At 68.1% G+C, this 21,718-nt stretch carries 21 protein-coding genes and 2 tRNA genes; 14 read left to right on the forward strand and 9 right to left on the reverse strand.

Annotated elements, in window-relative coordinates; translation table 11 throughout:
• Positions 1-155: 155 nt before the first annotated feature.
• Positions 156-1,334, reverse strand: coding sequence for an MFS transporter (locus AC5WS7_RS15615; RefSeq protein WP_495955227.1), 1,179 nt, complete (start codon positions 1,332-1,334; stop codon positions 156-158).
• Positions 1,335-1,496: 162 nt separating this feature from the next.
• On the opposite strand from AC5WS7_RS15615, the gene AC5WS7_RS15620 reads away from it, so the two are divergent.
• From AC5WS7_RS15620 to AC5WS7_RS15635, 4 genes are all read left to right on the forward strand, one after another.
• On the forward strand, positions 1,497-2,270 hold the full coding sequence (locus tag AC5WS7_RS15620; RefSeq protein WP_495955228.1) for a fumarylacetoacetate hydrolase family protein: 774 nt from the start codon (positions 1,497-1,499) through the stop codon (positions 2,268-2,270).
• 15 nt (positions 2,271-2,285) lie between these two features.
• The gene (gene gltX, locus AC5WS7_RS15625) at positions 2,286-3,800 is read left to right on the forward strand and encodes a glutamate--tRNA ligase (RefSeq protein ID WP_495955229.1); all 1,515 of its coding nucleotides are present in this window, start codon (positions 2,286-2,288) and stop codon (positions 3,798-3,800) included.
• Between the two features lie 121 nt (positions 3,801-3,921).
• Positions 3,922-3,993 (forward strand) — tRNA-Gln (locus tag AC5WS7_RS15630).
• Positions 3,994-4,036: 43 nt separating this feature from the next.
• A tRNA-Glu gene (locus AC5WS7_RS15635) sits at positions 4,037-4,109 on the forward strand.
• Between the two features lie 172 nt (positions 4,110-4,281).
• On the opposite strand, the gene AC5WS7_RS15640 is transcribed toward AC5WS7_RS15635, so the two are convergent.
• Together AC5WS7_RS15640 and AC5WS7_RS15645 are read right to left on the reverse strand one after the other, a co-directional pair.
• Positions 4,282-4,782: a pyridoxamine 5'-phosphate oxidase family protein gene (locus AC5WS7_RS15640; protein WP_495955230.1), complete on the reverse strand. Its 501-nt coding sequence runs from the start codon at positions 4,780-4,782 to the stop codon at positions 4,282-4,284.
• A gap of 73 nt (positions 4,783-4,855) precedes the next feature.
• Entirely contained in the window at positions 4,856-5,557 is a 702-nt protein-coding gene (locus tag AC5WS7_RS15645; protein ID WP_495955231.1) for an IclR family transcriptional regulator, read from the reverse strand.
• 278 nt (positions 5,558-5,835) lie between these two features.
• Between AC5WS7_RS15645 and leuC the strand changes: the two genes are divergently transcribed.
• From leuC to AC5WS7_RS15660, 3 genes are all read left to right on the forward strand, one after another.
• Entirely contained in the window at positions 5,836-7,260 is a 1,425-nt protein-coding gene (gene leuC / locus AC5WS7_RS15650; protein WP_495955232.1) for a 3-isopropylmalate dehydratase large subunit, read from the forward strand.
• Positions 7,261-7,358: 98 nt separating this feature from the next.
• Positions 7,359-7,958 carry a 3-isopropylmalate dehydratase small subunit gene (gene leuD, locus AC5WS7_RS15655; protein ID WP_495955233.1) on the forward strand — a complete coding sequence of 200 codons (600 nt, stop codon included), beginning with the start codon at positions 7,359-7,361 and terminating at the stop codon, positions 7,956-7,958.
• Between the two features lie 165 nt (positions 7,959-8,123).
• A complete protein-coding gene (locus AC5WS7_RS15660; protein ID WP_495955234.1) occupies positions 8,124-8,753 on the forward strand; it encodes an HU family DNA-binding protein in 630 nt (209 codons plus the stop codon).
• 84 nt (positions 8,754-8,837) lie between these two features.
• Here AC5WS7_RS15660 and AC5WS7_RS15665 read toward each other — a convergent pair whose 3' ends face one another.
• The 3 genes from AC5WS7_RS15665 to cofC form a co-directional block, all read right to left on the reverse strand.
• Positions 8,838-9,788, reverse strand: a complete 951-nt coding sequence (locus AC5WS7_RS15665; protein WP_495955235.1) for an NUDIX hydrolase — start codon at positions 9,786-9,788, stop codon at positions 8,838-8,840.
• A complete protein-coding gene (locus tag AC5WS7_RS15670) occupies positions 9,785-11,998 on the reverse strand; it encodes an RNA degradosome polyphosphate kinase (RefSeq protein WP_495955236.1) in 2,214 nt (737 codons plus the stop codon). The genes AC5WS7_RS15665 and AC5WS7_RS15670 overlap by 4 nt, the downstream gene beginning before the upstream one ends.
• 154 nt (positions 11,999-12,152) lie before the next feature.
• Positions 12,153-12,854 carry a 2-phospho-L-lactate guanylyltransferase gene (gene cofC / locus AC5WS7_RS15675; protein ID WP_495955237.1) on the reverse strand — a complete coding sequence of 234 codons (702 nt, stop codon included), beginning with the start codon at positions 12,852-12,854 and terminating at the stop codon, positions 12,153-12,155.
• 91 nt (positions 12,855-12,945) lie between these two features.
• Between cofC and AC5WS7_RS15680 the strand changes: the two genes are divergently transcribed.
• From AC5WS7_RS15680 to AC5WS7_RS15690, 3 genes are all read left to right on the forward strand, one after another.
• Positions 12,946-13,941, forward strand: coding sequence for an NAD(P)H-dependent glycerol-3-phosphate dehydrogenase (locus AC5WS7_RS15680; RefSeq protein ID WP_495955238.1), 996 nt, complete (start codon positions 12,946-12,948; stop codon positions 13,939-13,941).
• A 45-nt stretch (positions 13,942-13,986) separates the two neighbouring features.
• On the forward strand, positions 13,987-15,144 hold the full coding sequence (locus tag AC5WS7_RS15685) for a D-alanine--D-alanine ligase family protein (RefSeq protein WP_495955905.1): 1,158 nt from the start codon (positions 13,987-13,989) through the stop codon (positions 15,142-15,144).
• A 215-nt stretch (positions 15,145-15,359) separates the two neighbouring features.
• Positions 15,360-15,668, forward strand: coding sequence for a DUF6191 domain-containing protein (locus AC5WS7_RS15690; RefSeq protein WP_495955239.1), 309 nt, complete (start codon positions 15,360-15,362; stop codon positions 15,666-15,668).
• Here the strand turns inward: AC5WS7_RS15690 and AC5WS7_RS15695 are convergent.
• Positions 15,665-16,426: a DUF3515 domain-containing protein gene (locus tag AC5WS7_RS15695; protein ID WP_495955240.1), complete on the reverse strand. Its 762-nt coding sequence runs from the start codon at positions 16,424-16,426 to the stop codon at positions 15,665-15,667. The genes AC5WS7_RS15690 and AC5WS7_RS15695 overlap by 4 nt on opposite strands.
• Positions 16,427-16,547: 121 nt before the next feature.
• Between AC5WS7_RS15695 and AC5WS7_RS15700 the strand changes: the two genes are divergently transcribed.
• Genes AC5WS7_RS15700 through AC5WS7_RS15710 form a run of 3 tightly spaced genes read left to right on the forward strand, consistent with a single transcriptional unit; the run spans position 16,548 to position 18,535 of the window.
• Entirely contained in the window at positions 16,548-17,516 is a 969-nt protein-coding gene (locus AC5WS7_RS15700) for a thiamine-phosphate kinase (RefSeq protein WP_495955906.1), read from the forward strand.
• Positions 17,517-17,555: 39 nt separating this feature from the next.
• A complete protein-coding gene (locus tag AC5WS7_RS15705) occupies positions 17,556-18,233 on the forward strand; it encodes a uracil-DNA glycosylase (RefSeq protein WP_495955241.1) in 678 nt (225 codons plus the stop codon).
• 35 nt (positions 18,234-18,268) lie between these two features.
• Entirely contained in the window at positions 18,269-18,535 is a 267-nt protein-coding gene (locus AC5WS7_RS15710; RefSeq protein WP_495955242.1) for a hypothetical protein, read from the forward strand.
• A gap of 40 nt (positions 18,536-18,575) precedes the next feature.
• On the opposite strand, the gene AC5WS7_RS15715 is transcribed toward AC5WS7_RS15710, so the two are convergent.
• Entirely contained in the window at positions 18,576-19,091 is a 516-nt protein-coding gene (locus AC5WS7_RS15715; RefSeq protein WP_495955243.1) for a GNAT family N-acetyltransferase, read from the reverse strand.
• A 79-nt stretch (positions 19,092-19,170) separates the two neighbouring features.
• Positions 19,171-19,362 carry a 50S ribosomal protein L28 gene (rpmB, locus tag AC5WS7_RS15720; RefSeq protein WP_011210730.1) on the reverse strand — a complete coding sequence of 64 codons (192 nt, stop codon included), beginning with the start codon at positions 19,360-19,362 and terminating at the stop codon, positions 19,171-19,173.
• 337 nt (positions 19,363-19,699) lie between these two features.
• On the opposite strand from rpmB, the gene AC5WS7_RS15725 reads away from it, so the two are divergent.
• A complete protein-coding gene (locus AC5WS7_RS15725; RefSeq protein ID WP_495955244.1) occupies positions 19,700-21,718 on the forward strand; it encodes a DAK2 domain-containing protein in 2,019 nt (672 codons plus the stop codon).

The raw sequence follows: 21,718 nt of genomic DNA on the forward strand, positions 1-21,718 counted from the left end.
CGGGCGCGGGGTCTTTCGGTTGTAGCCTCAACCTGGCAACGTCGCCGGGCCGCGAAAAAACAGGCGGACAAGGCCTTTCGGGCCTCTAGTTCGATCTTGTTCTCGCAGAAGAGATTCCGAGTGGAACGAATGAACTTCGCGCGGTTGCGCGAAGGCTAGCGCCGGTCTCGCGGGACGAGCGGGACGGCGGCGATGGCGAAAGCCGCGGCGGCGAGATAGGCGGCGGGGAAGCCTGCGGCGCTGATCAGGGCGCCGAAGGCCGGGGCCACCGCGGCGGTGGCGAGGTACTGGCCGGTGTTCTGGACGCCGAGGCCGCGGCCGCTCCAGAACGGGCCGGCGATCTCGGCCACGGCGGTGAAGGACAGGCCGTTGTCGGCGACGGTGATGACCGACGCGATCACCAGAATCGGCAGCGCCGCCCACCACCAGTGCAGCCATGCCGAAAAGGCCAGTGCGGCCATCGAAATCACTGCTGCGATCGCAATAGTGCGCAGCGGTCGCAACCGGCTCCCGAGCCGATCGGACCAGATTCCCGCGCCGATCCGACCCGCCGCCCCCAAGATCTGCGTCACTGTGACGAGAACGCCCGCGATCGCAAGTGACAGTCCGACACCGTGATTCAGCCACAACAGTGCGAATGTCCACACCGTCGCCTGTGGGACAACCAGTAGCACCGAGACGGCGTGAATGCGCCATAGCGTCGTATCGCCGCGGTACGGATTGTCCGAAACAATCTGTGTCACAGAACGTTCGGGGCGGGGCGGATCGATGATCCAAAGCGCGCAGCCGATCGCGGCGATACCGGCCATCATCGCGGGAACCAGTATCGCGGTGGAAAACCCGTGTGCCGCCGCGATTGCCGGGATCGCCAGGGCCGCGATGCCGACGCCGAGCGGCTGCGCGGTCTGCCTGATTCCCATCGCCAGTCCGCGTTGATCGGGCGGAAACCAGCCCGCGATCACCCGTCCGCTCGCGCCGTTGGTGCTCGCCGCGCCGATTCCGGCCAGCAGCAGCAATGCGCCCAGCGCAAGGTAATTCGTGGTGGCGGCCGCGGCCGCGCCCGCCCCGCACATCAGCAGCGGCCCGATGATCAGTACCGCGCGTTCGCCGAACCGGTCCACCGCGTAGCCCCAGGCGATCAGTGTGCAGACCATGCCGACCATCGGCATGGCCACCAGCAGACCGGCTGTGGCCAAGGGCATTCCGCGTTCGGTGAGGGCGGGCAGCAGGAAGGGCGCACCGTTGCTCATCACCGCGCTGGCGGCCTGGGCGAAGAGTCCGAGGGCGAGCATGACCCACCGCCGGTTGGTGCTCAGCTGGGTCAAGGTCACCATATCCTCACCTCATATCTCAGATATTGGGACAGAAATCTTATTCTGTGAACTCCCCGCTCACCGTACACCCGGCCCGCGGCCGGACGCGAGGCGGTTCTTCCGCCGCGGGGAGTGCAGACCGGGTGGTCGGGCCCATACCACCTGGTGGATAGACTGCGAGCCATGCGTCTAGGTCGAGTTGCCAGCCCCGATGGGGTCGCGTTCGTGAGCATCGAAGGAACCACCTCCGATGGTGTCGCGAAGGAGATCGCCGAACATCCGTTCGGTACGCCCACCTTCACCGGCCGCAGTTGGCCGGTGGCCGATGTCCGCCTGCTCGCGCCGATCCTGGCCAGCAAGGTGGTGTGCGTCGGCAAGAACTACGCCGCGCACGCCCGCGAGATGGGTGGTGAGGCTCCGGAGGATCCGGTGATCTTCCTCAAGCCCAACACCGCGATCGCCGGGCCGAACTCGGCAATCGTGTTGCCGCCCAGTTCCTCTCAGGTCGACTACGAGGGCGAGCTGGCGATCGTCATCGGGCGGCCGTGCAAGGACGTGTCTGCCGCCCGCGCCCGTGAGGTGATCCTCGGCTATACCGTCGCCAACGATGTCACCGCGCGTGACCAGCAGCGACACGACGGTCAGTGGACCCGCGGCAAGGGTTACGACACCTTCTGCCCGCTCGGGCCCTGGATCGAAACCGAACTGGACCCAACGGATCTGGAGATCGTCACCGAACTCGACGGCGAGGTCCGCCAGCGCAGCCGGACATCACTTCTGCTGCACGATATTCCGAAGCTGATCGAATGGGTGACCACCGTGATGACGCTGCTGCCCGGCGATGTCATCCTCACCGGCACCCCCGAGGGTGTAGGACCGATGCGGGACGGGCAGACCGTCTCGGTGACGGTCGAGGGCATCGGCACCCTCACCAATCCCGTTGCCGCCAAACGTTGATCGAAAGTAGGGCTTGTGACTACCCACACTGCCGGCTCCGCAAGCTCCGCCGGCTCACCATCCCCCACGACTGAGGTACGGGTCCGTTTCTGCCCGTCGCCGACCGGTACGCCGCACGTGGGGCTGATCCGGACGGCGTTGTTCAACTGGGCCTTCGCCCGGCACCACGGCGGCACATTCGTCTTCCGCATCGAAGACACCGATGCCGCACGCGATTCCGACGAGTCGTACCACGCCTTGCTGGACGCGCTGCGCTGGCTCGGCCTCACCTGGGACGAGGGTCCGGAGGTCGGCGGACCCTATGCGCCGTACCGGCAGTCGTTGCGCCGGGACCTGCACATGGACATCGTCCGGAGGTTGCTGGAGGCGGGCGAAGCGTACGAATCGTTCTCCACCCCAGAGGAAGTCGAGGCTCGGCACCGCGCGGCCGGGCGCGATCCGAAGCTCGGTTACGACAACTTCGACCGGGACCTGACCGCCGAGCAGATCGCCGATTTCAAGGCGCAGGGCCGCGGTCCGGTGATCCGGCTGCGGATGCCGGACAAGGACATCGTCTGGCACGATCTGGTGCGCGGGGAGACCACCATCCGGGCCGGCGTGGTGCCCGACTTCGCGATCACCCGGGGTACCGGCGAACCGCTGTACACCCTGGTCAATCCCGTCGACGACGCGTTGATGAAGATCACCCACGTACTGCGCGGCGAGGACATTCTCTCCTCCACCCCGCGGCAGATCGCGTTGTACGAGGCGCTGGCCCGAATCGGGGTCGCGGAGTTCACTCCGCAGTTCGGACATCTGCCCTTCGTGATGGGGCAGGGCAACAAGAAGTTGTCCAAACGTGACCCCGAGTCGAATCTGTTCGTGCACCGCGACCGGGGATTCATTCCCGAGGGTTTGCTGAATTACCTGGCTTTGCTCGGGTGGGGCATAGGTGAGGACCGGGACATCTTCTCGATGGAGGAGATGGTGGCGGCATTCGACATATCGAAAGTAAATTCGAATCCGGCCCGGTTCGACCAGAAGAAGGCCGACGCCGTGAACGCCGAGCACATTCGTTTGCTGGAGCCCGCGGATTTCGCTCATCGACTGCGCAGCTACCTCACCGGGCAGGGGCACATCGGGGCGGAAGTGGACGATGCGCTTTTTTCGGCCGCGGCCGACTTGGTGCAGACCCGGATCGTTGTTCTCGGGGATGCCTGGGACTTGTTGAAGTTCCTGTTCCAGCCGCCCGCGGAGTTCACCGTCGACGAGGCGGCGGCGCAAAAGAATCTCGGGCCCGACGCCGCACCGGTGTTGCGGGCCGCCATCGACGCGCTGGAGGGCATTTCGGACTGGTCGGCAATCGCACTCGAAACGGCGCTGAAAACCGCTCTGGTGGACGATCTGGGCCTCAAACCGCGTAAGGCGTTCGCACCAGTGCGAGTGGCGGTCACCGGTTCACACATCAGCCCGCCGCTGTACGAATCGCTGGAGCTGCTCGGCCGGGAGGTGACCATGCAGCGGCTGCAAGCCGCCGCAACCGCGATCTGAGCCCGTTCGACCCCGTTTGACCAGGCGATTTGTATAAAGCGGGGAGGGGACTGGTAATCTTCTCCCCGGCCCGGAAACGAGCCTCCATCCCATTGGGACGGAGGTCGAACGTCCAGGTCATTGGGGTATGGTGTAATTGGCAACACAGCTGATTCTGGTTCAGCCATTCTAGGTTCGAGTCCTGGTACCCCAGCAGAGTGTCTCCGGGTCGTTCGATCCGGTTGAACACTCGTCCTGGCCCCGTCGTCTAGCGGCCTAGGACGCCGCCCTCTCAAGGCGGTAGCGCGGGTTCAAATCCCGTCGGGGCTACGCACAATGGACGGCTCATGCTCATGGAGAGCATGAGCCGTTTTGTGTTTCGCGCTATTTGTGGGGGCACGGCCCCCACACCCCGTCCGGAGGGGCCTCGCCCCCCGGACCCCGGTGCCGCTCGTTGCGTCAGAGGGTTGGCGGGTTCGAATTGGCTGGTCGGCGCGGGTGTCTAGTTCTCCAAGGGCCAGGTCGAGCCGCCGGGGGGCATTTCCGGCATGCCGAGTTTGCGGTGATCCCAGCTGCGGGTGCGTTCCGGGACCAGTCGCACGGCGACGCGCTTGTTCAGCATCGCCTCCACCATCGGGCGCACCTGTTCGGTGTACGGCCCGGTGTACCGCTCCCAGACGCTCACGCCCACCTTGAACAGGGCCTCGGCGTCGTCCACGATCTCCGCGCGGCCCTCGATCGACACTCCGCGCAACTGGTCGTAGCTGTCGCCGGCCTCGACCAGCACCGTGACCCGGGGGTCGCGGCGGATGTTGACCGCCTTCTGCGATTTGGCCTTGGTCTCGAACCAGATCTCGCCGTCGACCAGGCCGTACCACATGGCGGTCAGATGCGGCAGGCCCTTCGGGTCGAGCGTGGCCAGCGTGATGATCCGGCTGCGCTCGAGGAATCCGGTGATCTCGTCGTCGGACATCACGATCTGTGCGCGTTGATTCACTCCCATGGGCCGACTGTAGTTTACGGCGTATGGTGCGCGTCACACGGACTTCGTCACATGGCGCGGGCGCCGTGCCCGGCTACAGGCGTTTGTGCAGTGCATCCGCGGCCGCGACCAGATCCGCGGCCCAGCGCGCGCCCGGACGACGCCCCATCCGGTCGATCGGTCCGGATACCGAGACCGCGGCTACCACCGCACCGGACGAATCGCGCACCGGCGCGGAAATGCTGGCCACCCCCGCTGCCCGCTCGGCCGCGCTCTGCGCCCAGCCGCGCCGGCGCACCTCGGCCAGGGCGCGTTCGCCGAAGACCGCGTCGGCCAGCACGCTGCGCTGCAGTTCCGGATCGGCCCATGCCAGCAGCACCTTGGCCGCCGATCCGGCGGTCAGCGGAAGGCGCGCGCCGACCGGGACGGTGTCGCGCAGTCCGGAGGCGGGTTCCAGGGCCGCGATCGCGATTCGCGAATGGCCGTCCAACCGGTAGAGCTGCACACTTTCGCCGGTGATCTCGCGGAGCCTGGGCAGCACGACGGCCGCGGCGTCGAGCATGGGATCCTGCGCTGTACTCGCGAGCTCGGACAGAGCGGGGCCGGGCTGCCACAGGCCGTTGACGTCGCGGGCCAGCATGCGGTGCGTTTCCAGGCCGACGGCCAGCCGGTGCGCGGTGGCCCGGGGCAGCCCGGTCCGCGCGCACAGCTCGTTCAGGCCGCAGGGCTGCTCGGCCACGGCGTAGAGCACGGTCATGGCTTTGTCGAGCACCCCGATACCGCTATGCTGTCTCATAGGACGATATTTAAGTCTCAGATAATGAGATTTGCAAACTCGTCCGGTTCCCACCCAGCCCGGTGGGGGACCAGCACAGCAACAACACAACCACGCAACTTCCGCTCTCGACCCGGCCCGCACGGAGCGAGTCCCCGAGCGACCGTTCGCGGCCGGCTCGCCGTTCAGCCCTCGAAGCGCATGGGCGAAGCCCGGGTCTCGAACGGCGAGCCTTCAGGGCCGCGAACACGCCGGAGCGAAGCGGAGGCAATCAAATACAGCACACAGAGGTGATACCGATGGCCGAACGGCCACGCACACTGGCGGAGAAGGTCTGGGACGAGCACGTCGTCGCCCGCGGTGGGGGTGAGGGCGAGGCGCGCGAGCCCGACCTCATCTACATCGATCTGCACCTGGTGCACGAGGTGACCAGCCCGCAGGCGTTCGACGGACTGCGGCAGGCCGGACGGCCGGTGCGCCGGCCCGATCTGACCATCGCCACCGAGGACCACAACGTGCCGACGGTCGACATCGACAAGCCGATCGCGGACCCGACCTCGCGCACGCAGGTCGAGACATTGCGCCGCAACTGCGCGGAATTCGGCGTCCGGCTCTACCCGATGGGCGATATCGAACAGGGCATCGTGCACGTGGTCGGTCCGCAGCTGGGGCTGACCCAGCCGGGCACGACCGTGGTGTGCGGTGATTCGCACACCTCCACGCACGGCGCGTTCGGTGCGCTGGCGATGGGTATCGGCACCAGCGAGGTCGAACACGTGCTGGCCACGCAGACGTTGTCGCTGCGGCCGTTCAAGACCATGGCGGTCACCGTGGACGGTCAGCTGCCGCACGGTGTCACCAGCAAGGACGTCATCCTGGCGGTGATCGCGCAGATCGGCACCGGCGGCGGCCAGGGCTACGTCATCGAGTATCGCGGCGAGGCCGTGCGTTCGATGTCGATGGAAGCGCGGATGACGATGTGCAATATGTCCATCGAGGCGGGTGCGCGGGCGGGCATGGTCGCCCCCGACGAGACCACCTACGAATTCCTGAAGGGCCGTCCGCACGCGCCGCAGGGTGCGGACTGGGATGCCGCGGTGGCGGCCTGGGAGGCGCTGAAGACCGATCCCGACGCGCGATTCGACGCCGAGGTGCACATCGACGCCTCCACGCTGACCCCCTTCGTGACCTGGGGTACGAACCCCGGCCAGGGCGCCCCGCTGGGTGCGTCGGTGCCCGACCCGGCGGAAATGGCGGACGAAACCGAGCGCGAGACCGCCGAGAAGGCATTGCGTTATATGGATTTGGAGCCCGGTACTCCGCTTCGGGATGTCGCGGTCGACACCGTATTCGTCGGTTCGTGTACCAATGGCCGGATCGAGGATCTTCGTGCGGTGGCGTCGGTGCTGGAGGGTCGTACGGTGGCCGACGGTGTGCGCATGCTGATCGTGCCCGGGTCGATGCGCGTGCGCGCGCAGGCCGAATCCGAGGGTTTGGGCGAGATTTTCACCGCGGCGGGCGCGGAATGGCGTCAGGCCGGATGCTCGATGTGCCTGGGCATGAATCCCGATCAGCTTTCTCCCGGCCAGCGCTGCGCGTCCACCTCGAACCGCAATTTCGAGGGCAGGCAGGGCAAAGGATCGCGCACACATCTGGTTTCGCCGCTGGTCGCAGCGGCCACCGCGGTCCGCGGAACCCTGTCCTCACCTGCGGACTTGAACTGATCGTAGATATTTCGGCATGAGCCGGGGCGCTACGTGGTTATGCTCCGCTGCCGCCTCCGCGCCTGACCGTTCATGCCACGACCTAATCAGGAGAACTCATGGAACCCTTCAAGGTGCACAAGGGGATCGGGGTGCCGCTGCGCCGGTCCAATGTGGATACCGACCAGATCATCCCCGCGGTCTATCTGAAGCGAGTCACACGTACCGGATTCGAAGACGGGCTGTTCGCGGCCTGGCGCTCGGATCCGACGTTCATTCTCAACAACGAACCGTTCAACCGGGGCAGCGTCCTGGTCGCGGGCCCGGATTTCGGTACGGGATCCTCACGCGAACACGCCGTTTGGGCGTTGATGGATTACGGCTTCCGGGTCGTGATCTCCTCACGCTTCGGTGACATCTTCCGCGGCAACGCCGGTAAGGGCGGGCTGGTGGCGGCCCGCATGTCACAACATGATGTCGAATTGCTCTGGAAGTTGCTCGAGGAACGTCCCGGTCAGGAATTGGTGGTCGACCTCGAGGCGCGCACAGTGGCGACCGGAACGGTCGTGTTGCCCTTCGAAATTGACGACTACACCAGGTGGCGTCTGCTCGAGGGCTTGGACGACATCGGACTGACACTCCGTCAGGAAGAGGCGATCGACCGGTTCGAAAAGGCAAGGCCAGGTTGGAAACCCACGACCATTCCGACGCCTAATTAGCGGGCCTAATCCGCCCTAGGCGTTAGCTGAGCGCCGCCAATCGCGGTAGCTGTGCGTGTGCCACACCACATGAAATTTGGCGTGGCACATAGACTCTTGCCCATTGAGGGTTTACCGTGGTACCTAGTCGGTCCGACGACGGGCCATTAGTCTGCGGAGGATTCAATGAACAAGGCGGAACTGATCGACGTTCTGACCGAAAAGTTGGGTACTGACAGGCGCACGGCCACTGCGGCAGTCGAGCAGATTGTCGACACGATCGTGCGCGCGGTGAACAAGGGCAACAGCGTCACCATCACCGGATTCGGTGTGTTCGAACAGCGCAAGCGCGCTGCGCGAGTGGCGCGTAACCCGCGTACCGGTGAAACCGTCAAGGTCAAGCCCACTTCGGTCCCTGCATTCCGGCCGGGTGCACAGTTCAAGGCGATCATCGCCGGGAAGCAGAAGGTCGCGGCCTCCGGCCCGGCCGTGAAACGCGGTGTGGCAGCACCGGTGTCGGGTGCGGCGAAGAAGACCGCCGCCAAGAAGGCCGCGGCCAAGAAGACCGCCGCCGCCAAGAAGACCACGGCCGCCAAGAAGGCCGTGGCGAAGAAGACGGCGAGCAAGGCTCCGGCCAAGAAGGCCGCGGCGAAGAAGACCACGGCGGCCAAGAAGACCACCGCCAAGAAGACCACGGCCGCCGCCAAGGCGCCTGCCAAGAAGACCACGGCGACCAAGGCCGCGGCGAAGAAGACCACGGCCGCCAAGAAGACCACGGCGAAGAAGACCGCCGCGAAGCGGACCGCCCGCCGCTGAGGTCTCTCCGACGAAGAATCGGCCCCGGCCCATCAGGCCTGGGGCCGATTCGTATGTCGGCGCAATATTTCGCGTGGGCGCGCGTCAGTGCGCGCGCAGCGCCTTGTCGAGATGGTCGGCGGCGACCAACCGGCCGTCGGCCACGGACAGCACCCAGGCGCTGCCCTTGCGATTGCGCGCGGGAGGCAGTGTGACACCGTCGATTTCGGCCCAGGCGGCCAGCAACGGCGGAATCACCTTGCCCTGACTGCAGATAACGCGCACGGTGTCCGGGGACGCCAGTTCCCGGATCCGCCGCAGCGCCGCGTCCGGCGCTGCGGCATAAGCGGTTTCGGACATCGTCGGCTCGAGGCCGATCTCGACGCCGAGTTGGTCCGCGAGCGGTCGCACGGTCTGCACGCAGCGCACCGGCGGGGCCGAGTAGACCTCCCGCGGCCCGAAGGCCGCCAGATTCGGCGTCAGGTCCTGCACCTGTGCCACGCCGTGCTTGTCCAGCGGGCGCTCGGCGTCCGGACCGGCGAAGCGATCCCGATGGCCGGCCTTGGCGTGCCGCACCAAAAGCAGGGTCGCGGTGTCCGCCGGGAACCGCAGGAAATTGCGGACGATGGTGCGATCCATCGGATACGACAGCGCGTCCATGACCCGGTCCATACCGAGCCACCGCAGCCGGTCGACCTCCGAATTGACGGCGAATTCACCGTCTTCGATCCGGGCGGACCAGTAGTCCACGCGTTTGAGTTTGCGATGCCCGGTCACCGGATAGGTGACCTTGCCCAGATACCTGCCCAGCCGGGTGCTCAGACCGGTCTCCTCGGCCACCTCGCGCACCGCCGCGATCATCGCCGTCTCGCCCGGATCGAGTTTCCCCTTGGGCAGCGACCAGTCGTCGTACTTCGGGCGGTGTACCACCGCGACTTCGACCGCGCCGTCCCGGCGCCGGCGCCACACCACCGCACCCGCGGCGCGGATGTTCGCGGTGACGCGGGGGTCGGGGTAGCGAGGGCAGTCGGAATCCTGTGTCGCCGAACGGCTCACTGCTGATCCGGACGCCGCAGCCGCATGAGGAATTCCTGGTGGTCGCGCACCTGCTCACCGAGTTCGGCGACCTCTTCCGCGCTCGGCCGGGCCTGCCAGGTCCCGTCCGGCTGCAGCACCCAGCAGCGCGTCGTCGGATACAGGGCCGAATCGAGCATCACCGTCAGCTGTTCGCACAGTCTGGGGTCCTTGACCTGCGCCATGACCTCGACGCGCCGGTCCAGATTGCGGTGCATCATATCGGCGCTGCCGATCCAGTACTCGTCCTGAGCCTGGAAGTGCATGACGCGGGAATGTTCCAGGAACCGCCCGAGGATCGAGCGCACCTCGATGTTCTCGCTCATCCCGGTCACACCGGGACGCAGCCCGCAGATGCCGCGCACCACGATCTGCACCGGCACCCCGGCCTGCGACGCCCGGTACAGCGCGTCGATCACCTGTTCGTCGACGATCGCGTTGGCCTTCATCCGGATTCGAGCGGGCTGCCCCTGCTCGGCAAGTTCGACCTCGCGCTGGATCCGCTCGATGATTCCGGCCCGCACACCGGTCGGGGCGACGAGCAGATTACGGTAGGTGGCCTTGCGCGAGTATCCGGTCAGCGAATTGAACAGATCGGTCAGATCCGCGCCGATTTCCGGTGCGGCGGTGAGTAATCCGACGTCCTCGTATAGTCGCGCGGTCTTCGGGTTGTAGTTGCCGGTACCGATGTGGCAGTACCGGCGGATGGTGGCGCCCTCGCGGCGGACCACCAGACAGGTCTTGCAGTGCGTCTTGAGCCCGATCAGGCCGTAGACCACGTGCACGCCCGCCTGCTCCAGCGCCCGAGCCCATTTGATGTTGGCCTGCTCGTCGAAGCGGGCCTTGATCTCGACCAGGGCCACGACCTGCTTACCGGCCTCGGCGGCATCGATGAGCGCGTTGACGATCGGGGAGTCGCCCGAGGTGCGGTACAGCGTCTGCTTGATCGCCAGCACCTGCGGATCGGCGGCGGCCTGTTCGATGAATCGCTGCACGCTGGTGGAGAACGAGTCGTACGGGTGGTGCACCAGCACGTCGCCCTCGCGCAGGGCGGCGAAAACGTTTCGCGGAGTTTCCCTTTCGCCGAACGCCGGTGGGGTGGTCGGGACGTAGGGCGCGTCCTTGAGTGCGGGCCGGTCCACCCCGTAGACCTGCCACAGGCAGGACAGGTCCAGCAGACCCGGCACCTGGATCACATCGCCCGGGTCGACGTCGAGTTCCCGCAACAGCAGATCGAGCATGTGCTCGGTCATATCGTCGGAAACCTCCAGGCGCACCGGAGATCCGAAGCGCCGGCGGGCGAGTTCGCGTTCGAGGGCCTGGAGCAGATCCTCGTCGCGGTCCTCGTCCACCTCGAAGTCGGCGTTGCGGGTGATGCGGAACGAATGATGTTCCACCACATCCATTCCCGGGAAAAGCTGATCGAGGTGCGCGGCGATCAGATCCTCCATCGGCAGGAAGGCGGCCAGGCTCGACACCGCCGGATCACCTTCGCGCAGTACGGGCGCGCGGCCCGGAGCGACCGGGGCGCTGCGGCGTACGCGCACGAAGCGGTCCACGTTGTCGGGCACCTTCACGCGCGCGAAATGTTCACCCCCGTTGTCGGAATCCTTCACCGTCACAGCGAGGTTCAGGCTCAGGCCGCTGATGTAGGGGAACGGGTGGGCGGGGTCGACGGCCAGCGGGGTCAGCACCGGGAAGACCTGATCCTGGAAATAACCCGACAGGCGGCGGCGCTCGTCCTCGTCCAGATCCGACCAGCCGATGATCGCGATGCCCTGTTCGACGAGTGCGGGCTGCACCTCGTCCAGGAAGACCCGGGCGTGCCGGGAGGCCAGCTCCTGAGTGGCGGCCGCGATCAGCTCCAGCTGTTCGGTGGGCGACAGGCCGTCGGCCGAGCGCACCGAGAGCCCGGCTGTGGCACGGCGTTTGAGCCCGGCCACGCGGACCATGTAGAACTCGTCGAGGTTCGAGGCGAAGATCGCCAGGAATTTCGCGCGCTCCAGCAACGGCTCGGATTTATCCTCGGCCAGGGCCAGCACCCGCGCGTTGAAGTCCAGCCAGCTCAGTTCCCGGTTGAGATAGCGATCCGCGGGCAACTGCGAGGCAGCCGTGTTCCCGGGAGGCGGTGCTGCGGCCGGCGGCGCCGCCGGCAACCGGGGCTGCTGCTGGACGATTTCTGTATCACTCACACCATCACCTCGCTGCGCTCGGTCGTAACCTGCGCGACGCGGGCAGTGCTGCCGGGTCGCTCGCAGGCTCGATCACACTCACGATCATCCCTCATATTCGAGCGGCACCGTGACCGGCACCGCTGGTTACCGACCCTCGACGCAGGTCTGGCGATCATCTGGCACACATATGACCCGCTCCGCACCTCCGCATGAGATCCGTGTGAACAGGGTGCGGCCAGCCGATGTCACGCAGCAGTGCGGTCGTGGCCGGGCCCAGGCCGAGCGTCACCGCGGCCCGCAGGTCCGCGGGGGTGTCGACGTCCAGGCGCAGGCCGGGCCAGTCGCCGTCGAGACCCTTCGCGCCCGAGTCGGCATGGCGGCGAGCCGAATCCGGGCCGAACAGCGGTGTCAGCGGCGCGGTTCCGTCGCGCACCAGCAGGGCGGCGGTGCCCTGTCCGGTGTGGTCGGCGACCAGGGCGCGCCCGGTCGCGGGAGCCGCGGCCAGCATATCGGTCAACTGGTCCGGGCGCAGCGCGGGCAGATCCGCTTGCAGTGCAAGCAGTTCCACCGCGCCGTGCCGGGCCCGCACCGCCTCGGCGGCGTCGGCGAGCGCGGCATTGAGCCCGTCGACGGCCATTTCCGGGTCGGGGTGGACCGCCGCGCCCAGTGCGCGCACCGCCGCGGCGACACCGGAATCCGGTGTGACGACGGTGACCGAGCCGATACCGGCGGCGAGGGCGGCGCGCACGGTGTCCGACAGCATGGCAAGCACCAGGCGCGACCGATCGGCGGGTGGCAACTCCTCGGCGAGTCGGCTCTTCGCGCGCTCGAGGTTCTTCACCGCGATCACGGCGTGGACGGCATCCGGACGCATGCGCCCATCGTTGCATGTCCGGCATTGTGGTGGGGGTCATGACCACCCGTCTTGCGACGCGAATGCCGGAACGAATGGCAATATCGGTCTGGTGACTAGGGCGGCAGTGATGGGTGCGGGATCGTGGGGCACCGCATTCGCGAAGGTGTTGAACGATGCGGGCACCGAGGTGACGATGTGGGCCCGGCGGCCGGAGGTCGCGCACACGCTGGCCGCCGAGCATCGCAATCCGGACTACCTGCCGGATGTGCGCCTGGACGGGGTGCGGGCCACCGACGACTATCTCGCGGCACTCGACGGTGCGCAGCTGGTCGTGCTGGCCGTCCCGTCCCAGTCGCTGCGCGCCAATCTGGCGAACTGGCGGCCCGCGATCGCGCCCGACGCGACGCTGCTGAGCCTGGCCAAGGGCATCGAGACCGGCACGCTGCTGCGGATGAGTGAGGTGATCGCGGAGGTCACCGGTGCGGACCCCGGCCGGATCGCGGTGTTGTCCGGGCCGAATCTGGCGCGGGAGATCGCCGCGGAACAGCCCGCCGCCTCGGTGGTGGCCTGCGGCGACGAGGCACGCGCACAGGCCGTGCAGCACTCGTGCGCCACGGGGTACTTCCGGCCCTACACCAACACCGACGTGATCGGCTGCGAGATCGGCGGCGCCTGTAAGAACGTCATCGCGCTGGCCTGCGGGATCGCCTCGGGAATGGGCCTGGGCGACAACACCGTCGCGAGCCTGATCACCCGGGGGCTGGCCGAGATCATCCGGCTGGGCGTCGCGCTGGGAGCCAATCCGGTGACCCTGGCCGGCCTGGCCGGAGTCGGCGATCTCGTCGCCACCTGCACCTCACCGCTCTCGCGCAACCGGTCGTTCGGGCATGTACTGGGTACCGGCGGGTCCATGGAGGTCGCGCAGCAGGCCACCCACGGTCAGGTGGCCGAGGGCGTCAAATCGTGCACCTCGATCCGGGCGCTGGCCGAACGGCACGGGGTGGAGATGCCGCTGACGACCTCGGTGCATCAGGTCTGCCACGAGGGGTTGTCGGTCGCCGAGGCCGTCGGGCGGTTGCTCGGGCGGTCGATGAAGCCGGAGTGATTGAATTTCCGCTGGACGGGTACGGTTCCGGTCATGACTGAGTCGATGGCGGGCGCGGGGCCCTCCGTGGGTACGCAAGCTGCCGCCTCCGGGCCCGACCGTGCGCACGGTGGCCGGATCCGGGTCGGAGTCGTCTTCGGCGGCCGCAGCAACGAGCATGCGGTGTCCTGCGTGTCGGCGGGTTTCGTGCTGCGCAACCTGGACCCCGAACGGTACGAGGCCGTGCCGATCGGGATCACCAGCGACGGGACCTGGGTGCTGAGCGGCTCGGAGGCCGCAACGCTCGCGATCGCCGATCGCACGCTGCCCTCGGTCGACCGATCCGGCACCGAACTCGTGCTGGCGGCCGATCCGACCCGCGGCGGCAGTCTGCTGCCGCTCGACGGCTCCGCGATCGGGGCCGGTGCGCTCGAGGTGGTGTTCCCCGTGCTGCACGGCGCGTTCGGTGAGGACGGCACGGTGCAGGGACTGCTGGAGATGGCCGGCCTGCCCTACGTCGGGCCCGGCGTGCTGGCCAGTGCCACCGGCATGGACAAGGAGTTCATGAAGAAACTCTTTGCCGCCGACGGTATTCCGGTCGGTGACCATGTGGTGCTGCGCCCCGGCGCGGCCACCGTGCGCGAGGCCGACCGCGAACGCCTGGGGCTTCCGGTGTTCGTCAAGCCCGCTCGCGGCGGATCGTCCATCGGCATAACGAAGGTGGACAGCTGGGATCGGCTGGACGAGGCGATCGCTGTTGCGCGCCTGCACGATCCGAAGGTGATCGTCGAGGCTGCCGTCATCGGCCGCGAAATCGAGTGCGGCGTACTGGAGTTCCCGGACGGACGGGTCGAAGCCAGTGTGCCCGCCGAGATCCGGATGCCGGAGGTCAGCTCGCAAGCGCCGGACTTCTACGACTTCGACACCAAATATCTCGACGACGTATGCGAGTTCGACATCCCGGCGAAGCTGAACGACGATGTGGCGCAGGAGATCCGGGAACTCGCGGTGCGGGCGTTCCGCGCGCTGGACTGCCAGGGGCTGGCCCGGGTCGACTTCTTCATCACCGATCAGGGCCCGGTGATCAACGAGATCAACACGATGCCCGGTATGACCGCCATCTCGATGTACCCGCGGATGTGGGCGGCGACGGGTATCGATAACGGCGCTCTGATCAGCACGTTGATCGATACCGCGCTCGCTCGCGGCACCGGCCTGCGCTGACTTGCCGACCGGGGACGGGTCGGCTGCGGGCTGGCCGTCCGATGGCCCCGGATTCGGCGCATCGGGGGATGACCGACATCCGGTGTCCGCCGACGCGTGGCGCAAACAGGTCACGGTCCGGTTTGTCCCGTGGGCATGCCCGTGACGTGGCATTCCGGGTTCGAGCGAGACCGAGCCATCCGTATCCGCCGCCGATCGCCGGTACTCTCGGGGTGGTGCTGTTCGCGATGACGATCCCTGGTCTGGTCGTGCTGATCACGGTCGTCGCCTGTGGTGATGTGCTGTATCGAAGGCTGACCGGGCGAACCGCGCTGCCGTGGATGCGCGGATCGGGTGGTCCGGGCGCCGCCGCCATCGGGCTGGAGGGTCTCGACGCGGTGTTCGGCGCGGGAAAACAAATCGAATTCCAGCAGCGTCAGGTGGTACTGATGCACCGGGAGAATCCGGGCGATGCCGCGCCCGGCGGTCTCGGCGTCGATCTGGGCACCGGCCGGATCACCTTCCGGCGACCCGATGGAAACTAGTTCGGGATCGGCGCGGGATCGATCGGACGGGCGGGCAGCGCCTTGCCGACCGCATTCGAAATGTCTTGCAGCGGAGTCGGTCCGGCCTTGTCGGGCATGGTGACGGCGATGTAGGTGCCGCGGTCGACGATGTACCAGGTGCCCGAGGTGATTCCGCTGGACGGATCGCGCACCTCGAACCAGTTGACGCCGTTGATCACCTGCAGCCCAGCGGATTTGACGAATTCCGCCGGGCGGTCCAGGCCGCACCGCAGCACGATGGGGTCGCCGCCGTCGGGCAGTTGCCAGCCCGCGGTCGCGGGCGGGGCGGGCTGGGCCAGCTCCGCCCGGGTGTAATCGCCCATGCTCGACGGCAGCGCCGGAAGCAGTGCGGTGCACGCCTGACCGGTGGCCTGCGGTTGCGGGACCGAGCCCAGCGCGAGCGCCTCGCGGCTCGGGTGCTGTCGCGCGAAGACCGCGATGGCAAGGACCGCGACGATCAGCGCGACCGGCAGCGCGACGGCGGTCGCGATGAGCGCCGGCGAGCGCCGGGTGTCCTCGGGCTCGAAGCTGTAGCGGTCGGTTTCGGAATCGGACCGCGTGGTTTCGTTCGCGGCGTCCGAGCCGCCGGTTTCCGGGGCGCGGCCGCCCGGCGGGCCGGCTTCGCCGCCGGTCGAGGGCGTCGGTTCGGCCGGACGCGGGACGTTCGCGCCCTGGGCGGGCGAGGCTATCGCATCCTCGGACGCGGGGGCGTCCGGCCGTTCCGTATCGCTGCTCATCCCGGAGATCTTCTCCACTCGTCTCGGTACCGGATCCTGGCTGGTGGTCGTTGGTTTCGGGTCCGAGGGTAGCGTCGCGGACGTCCGTTGCCCCCGGCGCGGTTCGTGAAAGGAGACGGCCATCACTGAAACCAGCCCGCTGACGGTGCGTGACCTGGGCGAGTTCGGGCTCATCGCGCGGATGACCACCGGCCGCGCACAGGTGCCGGCCGTCCTGCTCGGGCCCGGCGACGATGCCGCGGTGCTCGCCGCGCCGGACGGGCGTTTCGTGGTCAGCACCGACATGTTGGTGCAGGACCGGCATTTCCGGTTGGACTGGTCGAGCCCGCGCGATATCGGGGCCAAGGCGATCGCGCAGAACGCCGCGGACGTGGTGGCGATGGGGGCCGCGCCGAGCGCCTTCGTGGTGTCCTTCGGCTGTCCGGCCGACACCCCGGTGACCTTCGTCGACGGATTCGTCGAGGGGATGTGGGCCGAGGCGGGCCGGGTGGGCGCCTCGATCGCCGGGGGCGACGTGGTGCGCGCGCCGCTGCTGATCGTATCGGTGACCGCGTTCGGCGATCCGCGCCGCGCGCCGGTGCTGCTGTCCGGTGCGAAGCCCGGTGATGTGGTCGCGGTCGCCGGGCGGCTCGGCTGGTCCGCGGCCGGGCTGGCCGTGTTGAGCGCGGGCCTGGACCCGGACCGCTTCCCCGGTGTGGTTGCCGCGCACCGGGTTCCGCGACCGCCGTATCGTGCGGTGCTGGACCTGCCCCGGGACACGGCCATCACCTCGCTCACCGACGTCTCCGACGGGCTGCTCGCGGATATCGGGCATGTCGCCGAAAGCTCCTGCGTCGCGGTGGATCTCGATTCCACCGCGCTCGTCGACGCGGAACTGGATCCGGTCGCCCGGGAACTCGGCGAGAAGTCGTCGGACTGGATTCTCACCGGCGGTGAGGACCACGCCTTCGCGGCCACATTTGCTGCGGGACAGGCGCTTCCGCCAGGATGGACCCGAGTCGGGCGGGTCGTGGACGGCGCCGGAGTCACGGTCGAGGGCGCCCGCTGGTCCGGACCGGGCGGTTGGGAATCGTTCTCGGAAGGTAGGTGAGCTGTCGTGGTGAACCGGCCCACACTAAGTTTGTCCGACATGGGTGCGAAACCACTGTCGGAGATCATCGATACGGGCTGGGCCGAGGCCTTGGAGCCGGTGGCCGACCGCATTGCGGCCATGGGCGAATTCCTGCGCGCGGAGAACAACGCCGGACGCGGCTACCTGCCCAAGGGCGAGAACGTGCTACGTGCGTTCCAGCGCCCGCTGGACAAGGTCCGGGTGCTGATCGTCGGCCAGGACCCCTATCCGACGCCGGGACATGCGATGGGCCTGAGCTTTTCGGTCGCGCCCGATGTTTCGCCGGTGCCGCGCAGTCTGGCGAACATCTTCTCCGAGTACTCCCGCGATCTCGGTTATCCGACGCCCTCCTGCGGTGATCTGTCGCCGTGGTCGGATCAAGGCGTGCTGATGCTCAACAGGGTGCTCACCGTCTCGCCCGGACAGCCCGCCTCACATCGCGGCAAGGGCTGGGAAGCGGTCACCGAGCAGGCAATTCGCGCGCTCGTCGCGCGGGAGCAGCCGCTGGTGGCGATCCTGTGGGGCCGGGACGCGTCCACCCTCAAGCCGATGCTCGGCTCGGTGCCGTACATCGAATCGGCCCATCCCTCACCGTTGTCGGCCTCCCGCGGATTCTTCGGATCCCGGCCCTTCTCCCGAACCAACGAATTGCTGGGTACATTGGGGGCCGCCCCGGTCGACTGGCGCCTGCCGTGACCGGTGTTCTAACTCATCACAGTAGGAGCAGATGCATGCAGATCAAGTCCGTGCGCGGTGCCATCGTGACCGTCGCCGCCGGAGCGGCCATCATGGGGGCGCCGGTTGCGGCGCAGGCGAGGACCATCCCGCTGGAGCAGGCCCCGGCAGCGCCCGCGAACACCGAGCAGGCCGCGCCGGTGCTGGCGCTGTACGACCCGCAGACGGGTTCCGCCTCGCTGTCGTCGAATGTCAACGCGTTCGGCCTGTGCGCCCTCCAGAGCATCAGTGCCAACGTCCAGTGCCTGGGCGGCAATAGGTAATTCCGGTCGGTAGCGCCGCGCCCGGCGGTGCGGACCTGCCCTACCGGGCAGGTTTCGTATCGGCTGGGCGCAGCATCCGGACCTCGACGGCGGGGGAGAAGCGCTCGGCTCGTCGAGCGCCGTCGAGTTCGAAACCGTACTTGCGATAGAAGGCCTGGGCGCGGGGATTCTCCTCGAACACCCACAGGGTGGTATCCCGGCGAGTGTCCAGGACCTCGCGCATCAGATCGTGCGCGAGTCCGCTGCCGTACCACGCGGCCCGGACGTACATCGCGTTCAGTTCCCGCTCGGCCGCGGTTTCATCGATCGCGCGCAAGCCGGCGAAGCCGACGACCGCGCCGTCGACGAGGGCGACGAATATCGAATCCGGGGCGCGCGTCGCCGCTCGGATGCGTTCCCACTGCTCGGCTCGGCGGGCGACGTCGAAGGCGTTCAGGACGTGGTCGGGGACCAGGCCCCGATAGGCCTCGCGCCAGCAGGCGATATGGCATTCGGCGAGGCCGAGGCAGTGTTCGGCGTGCAGCGGGGTGATGTGCCAGGGGCGGTCGGAGGTCATCGCGGCACCTGTCGATAAACGACGACACCCCGGATCACCCTCATCGGGTGCCGGGGCGTCGACGAACGGTTCGTGCAGCTCAGCCGCGAACGACCTTGCCCGCCTTCAGGCAGGAGGTGCAGACGTTCATGCGGCGGGTGTTGCCCGGGGCAACCTGCGCGCGAACGGTCTGGATGTTCGGGTTCCAGCGACGGTTGGTGCGCCGGTGCGAGTGCGAAACCGACTTACCGAAGCCGGGGCCCTTGGCGCAGACGTCGCAGACGGCAGCCATAGTCGCGAGCTCCTTCATGTCATGTACGGACCGCTGCCACACGAGACAGCCGATCCGGAAACGTATCGTCCAATGCCTGCCGACGAGAGCGTCGGCGACGCGACCGACGGCCGCGTGAGGCAACCGTGCAAGCGTAGCCGCCGACGCCGAGCGATGTCCAATCGCCCCCGGTAGCCGGGCAGCGGGACCGCCGCCAGGTCAGCCGGGCGGTCGGTCGGTGGCACGGAACTCCGGGTGGCGGGCGGTTCCGGCGACGCCCTGTCGGTGCGGGTGATTACCCTTGCGAGGGGATCTGGGTTGTGGTGGCCAGGTCGTGGTCGCAGCTGGGAGCGGAAGGATGGTGACGGTGCCCGGGGTCCGGGAGGTGCTCGATGGGGCCGCGATGGTCCAGTGGGGACAGCTCTGCCTGGTGGGTCTGGAGCTTCACCGCGAGGAGATCAACGCGCTGAACGTCTTCCCGGTCGCCGACGCCGACACCGGAACCAATCTGCTCGCCACCATGCGCGCGGCCGTCGCCGCCGCCGAGGACGCGCTGGCCGCCGCACTGCCGCACAAGGATTCCGGCAGTTCCGCCGCCGCCGCGGTGATCAGTGATGCTGTACCCCATCACAATTCCGGTGCCGATCGCGACGGCGCGGACGCCGGCTCCATGCGTAGCAGCACCGGGCGTGGCGATGTGAGGCCTTTTGACCTGGCCAGCGCCGATGAGGGACGCGATCATGCCGGCGGTGATGGGTTGGGCGGGGGCGACCTCGCCGGGATCGGTGTCGAGGGGCTCTGTGCGGATCACGGTCGTAGCGAAGTCAGCCGCCGTGATGCCGGCAACAGTGCCGATCGCGACGACCCGGCCGACGCGGGGGCGGTTCTGGCGGCGATGGCGCGCGCGGGGACGGCAGGGGCACGGGGGAATTCCGGGATCATCCTGTCGCAAGTATTGCGTGGACTCGCGGATGTGGTGCGCAGCGGGCCGGTGACGGCGGAGAGTCTGCGCGCGGCGCTGCGGCGCGCGGCGGTTCTGGTGCGGGCGGCGCTGAGTGAGCCGGTCGAGGGGACCATGCTCAGTGTGCTCGACGCCGCGGCCCGCTCGGCCGACAGCCCGGACGCGGAGTTGGCCGAGGTGGCCCGGGCGGCTGCCGACGGCGCGTGTAAGGCATTGGGCGATACGCCCTCCCAGTTGGGCGTGCTGCGCGCGGCGGGAGTGGTCGATGCCGGGGCGCGCGGGCTGCTGGTGGTGCTGGACGCGTTCGTCGCGGTGACCACCGGACAGGCTCCGGCCCGTCAGGAGTACCGGTCGAACGCTGCGGCACGCGTCTCCGAAGCCGCAGTGCGGCAGGACAAACGGTCGATACCTTCGAAGGGTGTCCCGGAATCCACAGTGCGGCAGGAGAGTCGGCCGGGTACAAAGGCCGGAGTGACTGGATTATCGTTGCCGCAAGAACATTCGACGACGAGCGATCCGCAGTACGAGGTGATGTACGTCCTGTCCGGCGCGACCGAATCCCGCATCGACGAGCTGCGCGAACAGCTTGCGCGCCTGGGCGATTCGGTGGCCGTGGTGGGCGACGGCGCGAACGGGTGGTCGGCGCACGTGCATTGCGCGGATGCCGGCGCGGCCGTCGAGGCGGGGCTGGCCGCGGGCACGCTGAGCCGGATTCGCATCGAGGGACTGACGATGAATCCGCTTGCGGCACAGGGTCCTTCCGATCGCGGTATCCTCGCGGTCGTGACGGGCGCGGGCGCGGCGCGGCTGTTCGAGGATTCCGGTGCGACGGTGCTGGACGGTGAGGTGACCGCCGACGTACTGCTCGCCGCGATCAGGCGGATGCCGCAGCGCGAAGTGCTGGTGCTGCCCAACGGCGCGCTGGCCGCACACGAACTGGTCGCGGTCGGTATGGCCGCCCGCAACGAGGCGGTTCCGCGGGAGGTGCTGATGTTGCCGAGCGGATCGATGGTGCAGGGCATGGCGGCGCTGGCCGTGCACGACGGTGGCCGGATCGCCGTGGACGACGCGTTCGCCATGTCCGAGGCGGCCGCCGGCACCCGCTGGGGTGCGCTGCGGGTGGCCCGCGAGCGGGCGCTGACCATCGTCGGCACGTGCGCCCGGGGCGACGGGCTGGGCCTGGTCGGCAACGATGTCGTCGTGATCGATCCCGACCCGCGCGCCGCGGCCCGCACCCTGCTGGACCGGATGCTCGGCCTCGGCGGCGAACTGGTCACGCTGTTGCTGGGCGCGGACGCGCCGGACGAACTGGGCCGGGATCTGGCCGAACACATCACAGCGACATTTCCCGGGGTCGAGGTGGTCGCCTACATCGGCGGTCAGCCCTTGGATCTGGTGCAGATCGGGGTTGAATAA

This window comes from Nocardia sp. PLKS1-43, from assembly GCF_059510335.1.